At 63.9% G+C, this 5,829-nt stretch carries 5 protein-coding genes; 3 read left to right on the top strand and 2 right to left on the bottom strand.

Annotated elements, in window-relative coordinates; all coding sequences use genetic code 11:
* On the bottom strand, nt 1-1,433 hold a 1,433-nt coding region (locus JYJ84_RS26815; protein WP_205189665.1), incomplete at its 3' end, for a carbohydrate porin.
* 681 nt (nt 1,434-2,114) lie between these two features.
* On the opposite strand from JYJ84_RS26815, the gene groES reads away from it, so the two are divergent.
* Both groES and groL read left to right on the top strand, forming a co-directional pair.
* Nucleotides 2,115-2,408: a co-chaperone GroES gene (gene groES / locus JYJ84_RS26810; RefSeq protein WP_011351136.1), complete on the top strand. Its 294-nt coding sequence runs from the start codon at nt 2,115-2,117 to the stop codon at nt 2,406-2,408.
* A 46-nt stretch (nt 2,409-2,454) separates the two neighbouring features.
* Nucleotides 2,455-4,095 (top strand): chaperonin GroEL, encoded by a 1,641-nt coding sequence (groL, locus tag JYJ84_RS26805; RefSeq protein ID WP_043181578.1) that lies wholly within the window; start codon nt 2,455-2,457, stop codon nt 4,093-4,095.
* A 182-nt stretch (nt 4,096-4,277) separates the two neighbouring features.
* On the opposite strand, the gene JYJ84_RS26800 is transcribed toward groL, so the two are convergent.
* Nucleotides 4,278-5,144 carry a hydroxymethylpyrimidine/phosphomethylpyrimidine kinase gene (locus JYJ84_RS26800; protein WP_043181580.1) on the bottom strand — a complete coding sequence of 289 codons (867 nt, stop codon included), beginning with the start codon at nt 5,142-5,144 and terminating at the stop codon, nt 4,278-4,280.
* Nucleotides 5,145-5,398: 254 nt separating this feature from the next.
* Between JYJ84_RS26800 and JYJ84_RS26795 the strand changes: the two genes are divergently transcribed.
* Nucleotides 5,399-5,569, top strand: coding sequence for a rubredoxin (locus tag JYJ84_RS26795; protein WP_004186709.1), 171 nt, complete (start codon nt 5,399-5,401; stop codon nt 5,567-5,569).
* Nucleotides 5,570-5,829 lie beyond the last annotated feature (260 nt).

The following is a 5,829-nucleotide window of genomic DNA, read 5'->3' as shown; positions in this document are numbered from 1 at the left end:
AACGTGTTGCGCAGCGGCTGGGTCGCGTCGCTCGGGTTCTGGCCGGCGCCGGCATTGAACGTGTACTGCGCGTCGGCCTGGACGATCCACCACGGGTTGACCTGGTACTGGTAGGTCGCTTCGAGCGTCGTCTCGCGGGTGCGCACGCCGTACGGGCTGGCCGCGAACGACTGCGCGGTCTGGTCGAGGTCGGTCACGTGGTTGCCGACCTGGATGTACGTGACGCCGAGGCCGACGCTGTCGTTGTCGCGGCCTTCGAACGGCGCCTTCAGCACGATCCCCGCGTTGGCCGACAGGCTCACCAGGTTGCGGTCGCCCGGCGCGCCCATCACGCGTGCGAACACGCCGAGGCTGCGCGGGCCGGTCGGGTCGGGGCGCCAGATCATCTGGTCGGCCACCGCGTAGAAGCTGTAGTTGCCGTGACGCTGCTGCGCGCTGCCGTTCGACGCGGGATCCGCGAGCGACAGCCCGTCAGTGCCCACGTTCTGGTCCGCGAAGCGGCCGTTGTGATACCAGACGCCGATCTTGTAGGTGCCCGGCAGCCCGTTCGAGTGGCCGGTGTCCATTTCGCCGTCGGACGGCTGGTTCAGCGCGTACTGCAGTTCGCCGATATAGAGCGCGCCGTTGTGCAGGTTGAAGTTGGTGCCGCTCAGGTTGCTCTGGTTGTTGCCGAGCGGATCGCCGTCGAACACGCCCGCGAGCGCGGTGAGCTTCGGCGTGATCTGCGCGCGCACGCGCACGCCGAGGCCCGCGAGCGGATACGCGGGGCCGCCGTTCGGCAGGTCGTACGACGGCAGCGCGGGCCAGCCGAACATCGTGTTGACGAACGTGTTCGCATACGTGCTGACCATGAATTCCTGGTCCAGGCTCTGCTGGCCGATCTTCACGTCGACGCGCTTGTCGAGGAACGACTGCTGGTACCAGAGCTCCCACAGGCGCGTCGTGCCCTGCGCCTCGATGCCGCTCGCGGTGTTGAGCGTGCCGAGGTTTCTCGTGCTGAGGTTGGTGCCGTGGATCTGCAGCGCGCTGACGTTGAACGTGCCGCCGGGCAGGCCGATCGCCTTCTGCGTGTCGACCGTCAAGGTGGCCGTCGTCAGCCCGTCGTACGCGCCGCCGCGGTTCAGGCCGCCGCGCAGGTTCGCGAGGTATTCGCTGGTTTCGGTGATCTGCAGCGTCGCACCGTACTTGCCGAGCCACGGACGGATGCCGCCCATGTCGCCGAGCAGGTTCTGGCGCGTCCAGATGCCGGTCAACGCGTTGGTCGGCTTCGCCTGGATCGCGAGGTCGGCCTCGGGCGCTTCGGGCTGCGCGTCGACGGGCGTGTCGGCGAAAGCCGCACCGCTCGCGAACGATGCGCATGCGAGGATGGCCGCGCAAGCGGCGGGGCGCATCCGGGCCCGGATGTTGTCTCCCTGGAACGACGCAAACTTCATATCAAATCCCTGGTTCTATTTAGTGTGGAGTCCTGCTTTTAAGGCGCTGTCCGCAAGGGCGGCGCCGATCGGCCAGGGCACGCAGATGACTGCAATCCGGCGCATCGTAGGAGTGTCAAATGGGAAAGTCAATGTAAACGAGAATGATTCGCATCTGAATTACTGAATGTAATCCGAACCCTTACGGATGGGGCCTGACACGTGTTTTGCGTCGAGGTAAACCGTAAATATCTGTGTAATGAAAATGTATGATTCGATATGGATCGATGGATCCGCGGGAGAGGGGGAGAGGATCCCCGAGCGGAGGTGGGCGGGCGCGTCGCGGCGGACGGAATCGACGCCCGCGCAGGTTTTTTCATGCGATGCCGCCGATCGCAGGAACTCCGTGCTTACCCGGTGTCCAAACGGGGCTGGATGAGATTCGCGGGCCGCTCGGGCCCGCCGGCCAAGCCGGGCTGAGTTCGTCAGGGTATTGTTTTAAAAGGGTTTTTGATTGTTTTTGCGTGCTTTTGCCGTCGCATTGCCGCCCTGAAAATTCGTCCGATTCCCCTTCTTGAATTTGTCAAAACCCGTCCATATAATTAGCACTCGCTGCACGAGAGTGCTAACAATTCTCTGCCGGGCGATAAGCCGGGCAGATTCCCTAAGCGTTCTTCAATCTCAGTCAAGAGAGGAGTGAATATGAACCTTCGTCCTTTGCACGATCGCGTGATCGTCAAGCGCCTGGATCAGGAAACCAAGACCGCCTCGGGCATCGTGATCCCCGACGCCGCTGCTGAAAAGCCGGACCAGGGCGAAGTCCTGGCCGTCGGCCCGGGCAAGCGCGACGACAAGGGCGCCCCGATCGCGCTCGACGTGAAGGTCGGCGATCGCGTCCTGTTCGGCAAGTACGCAGGCCAGACCGTGAAGGTCGACGGCAACGAACTGCTGGTCATGCGCGAAGAAGACATCATGGCCGTGGTCAACGCGAAGTAAGCGTCCACCGACGGTACATATTCCCAAGAATTCAAGGAGTTAGAAGATGGCAGCTAAAGACGTCGTATTCGGCGATTCCGCCCGTTCGAAGATGGTCGAAGGCGTGAACATTCTCGCCAACGCAGTCAAGGTCACGCTGGGTCCGAAGGGCCGCAACGTCGTGCTCGAGCGCAGCTTCGGCGGCCCGACGGTCACCAAGGACGGTGTGTCGGTCGCGAAGGAAATCGAGCTGAAGGACAAGCTCCAGAACATGGGCGCGCAAATGGTCAAGGAAGTGGCTTCCAAGACCAGCGACAACGCAGGCGACGGCACGACGACGGCAACCGTCCTCGCGCAATCGATCGTTCGCGAAGGCATGAAGTACGTCGCATCGGGCATGAACCCGATGGATCTGAAGCGCGGCATCGACAAGGCAGTCGCAGCGGCTGTCGAAGAGCTGAAGAAGATCAGCAAGCCGTGCACGACGAACAAGGAAATCGCACAGGTCGGCTCGATCTCGGCGAACAGCGACACGTCGATCGGCGATCGCATCGCTGAAGCGATGGACAAGGTCGGCAAGGAAGGCGTGATCACCGTCGAAGACGGCAAGTCGCTGGCTGACGAACTCGACGTCGTCGAAGGCATGCAATTCGACCGCGGCTACCTGTCGCCGTACTTCATCAACAACCCGGAAAAGCAAGTCGCTGTTCTCGACAACCCGTTCGTGCTGCTGCACGACAAGAAGGTGTCGAACATCCGTGATCTGCTGCCGGTACTCGAGCAAGTCGCGAAGGCTGGCCGTCCGCTGCTGATCATCGCTGAAGACATCGAAGGCGAAGCGCTCGCAACGCTGGTCGTCAACAACATCCGCGGCATCCTGAAGACCGTTGCGGTCAAGGCGCCTGGCTTCGGCGATCGTCGCAAGGCGATGCTGGAAGACATCGCGATCCTGACCGGCGGCCAGGTGATCGCTGAAGAAACTGGCCTGACGCTCGAGAAGGCAACGCTGGCAGAACTGGGCCAGGCGAAGCGCATCGAAGTGGGCAAGGAAAACACGACGATCATCGACGGCGCAGGCGAAGCCGTGAACATCGAAGCACGCGTGAAGCAAGTGCGCGCGCAAATCGAAGAAGCGACGTCGGACTACGACCGTGAAAAGCTGCAAGAGCGCGTGGCCAAGCTGGCCGGCGGTGTTGCAGTGATCAAGGTCGGTGCTGCGACCGAAGTCGAAATGAAGGAAAAGAAGGCACGTGTCGAAGACGCACTGCACGCAACGCGCGCAGCTGTGGAAGAAGGCATCGTGGCAGGTGGCGGCGTTGCGCTGATCCGCGCTCGCACCGCGATCGCAGGCCTGACCGGCGCTAACGCCGATCAAAACGCCGGCATCAAGATCGTACTGCGCGCAATGGAAGAGCCGCTGCGCCAGATCGTCACGAACGGCGGCGAAGAAGCCAGCGTCGTGGTGGCGGCAGTTGCTGCAGGTACGGGCAACTACGGCTACAACGCAGCAACGGGCGAGTACGTCGACATGGTTGAAGCCGGCGTCGTCGACCCGACCAAGGTCACGCGTACCGCACTGCAGAACGCAGCTTCGGTTGCAGGCCTGCTGCTGACGACGGACGCAGCTGTCGCAGAACTGCCGAAGGAAGATGCACCGATGCCGGGCGGCATGCCGGGCGGCATGGGCGGCATGGGCATGGACATGTAATCGACTTCGGTCGATGGTGTCCGGAGCGCGCAGCGATGCGCGTTCCAGCCAAAGAAAAAGACCCGCAGCGATGCGGGTCTTTTTTTATGCGCGCAGATTTCGATGTGCGCGCGGGGAATCCGAGAGATCGCGCCCAATATGGCGCGCATGCGCGGCGGTGGGGCATGCCCCGCCGCGCCGCCTCAATGCCGGTGCGATGTCCTCGGCACCGGGTCGGCTTTCGCGGCTGGCGGCGTGTCCGAGTCTTCGTTGCTGCGCGCCCAGAAGAACCGGTCGGGCAGGTACGCGCCCATGCCGGGCCGGAACGCGTCGCGGACGGCCTGGTACAGGTATTCCTGTGCCTCACGCACGGCTTCGGGCGGCTCCTGGCCATTCGCGAGCAGCGCCGCGATCGCTGCGCCCAGCGTGTCGGTGATGCCCATCAGCCGGTGCGGCGAACGATCCCACATGTCCTCGCGCAGTTGCCCTTCCTCGCCGTACAGCGTGTTGACGAGCCGGTGCGAGCCGGTCTCGGACGACAGGATGTACTCGCAGCCTTGCGACAGCAGGTGCGACAGGGCCGCATCGAGATTCGGCGCCTCGGCATCGCCGTCCGGCTGCGCGAGCGCGATCAGCGTCGCGTAGTCGGCGACCAGTAGCGTGGTTTGCGGCGCGAGCAGGTCGGCGATCGATTCGCGCAGGTCGTCGGCGGCGAGCACGTGCTCGTCGTCGAGCGTGAAGTCCGGTGCGAGCACGAGCGGCACGCCGTCGTAGTCCGCGACCACTTCGGCGATCGCGCTGACGACTTCCGCACGCGTGGTTGCGCCGATCTTGAACGCGGCGACCGGCATGTCCTCGAGCAGCATGCGCGCCTGGGCGGCGACGACGTCGGGATCGAGCCCCGTCACTTCGTCGCAGGCGGCCGAGTCGCGCACGGTGTAGCCCGTCAGGACGGACACGCCGTGACAGCCCATGCTCGCCAGGGTCAACAGATCGGCTTGAATGCCAGAGCCGCCGGTGGGGTCGGACAGGCCGAAGGTGAGGACGATCGGAGGGGCGTTGCTGGACATGTAGAAATGGGGCAAGAGAAAAACGGACAAGCGACGGACATGCGGACGGCGAGGCGAAATGGGCGTTTTTGGCCCTGTGTTGCCCGGCAGGCCGCACTTTTCAGTCATTATGCGGCGGAATCCGGCCCGCACGACGGATTTTTTAGCGCAGCGCAACGTAGTCGCGTTACTCCAGCGCGATTGCTAGGCAGTCCGGCCCCGACACGGTACCATCATGGCTCCCGAATTTACCGACTTTCCCGACGCGGCTTAAGATGGAATACAAGAGCTGGATGTGCCTGATTTGTGGCTGGATTTACGACGAAGAAGCCGGGCTGCCGGAAGAGGGCATTGCCCCGGGCACGCGCTGGGAAGACGTCCCGATCAACTGGACGTGTCCTGAATGCGGCGCCCGCAAGGAAGACTTCGAGATGGTCCAGATCTGACCGGATCCCCGGCCCACGGACACCCCGCTCAGGCCTCGCATCGGCCCGGCGCTTGCGCGCCGAGGTTCGCGCGAGCGACTTGACGATGACAGGCGCGCGTGTCCATGAGGCCAGAACCGGCGAACGTTCCCCACCCTGACGCACTGCCCAACCCTCGCGGCGGGGCCGTGCGCGCGGCCGACGCATGGCTTGCTGCGGCCGAAGAGGCCTTCGAGCATCGCGACGACGCGGCCGTGCCGCTGTCCGCGGCGGCGGCCGTA

The organism is Burkholderia sp. LMG 13014, assembly GCF_905232215.1.
In the GTDB taxonomy this organism is placed as follows: Bacteria; Pseudomonadota; Gammaproteobacteria; order Burkholderiales; family Burkholderiaceae; genus Burkholderia.
This window is presented reverse-complemented; position numbering and strand designations above follow the sequence as displayed.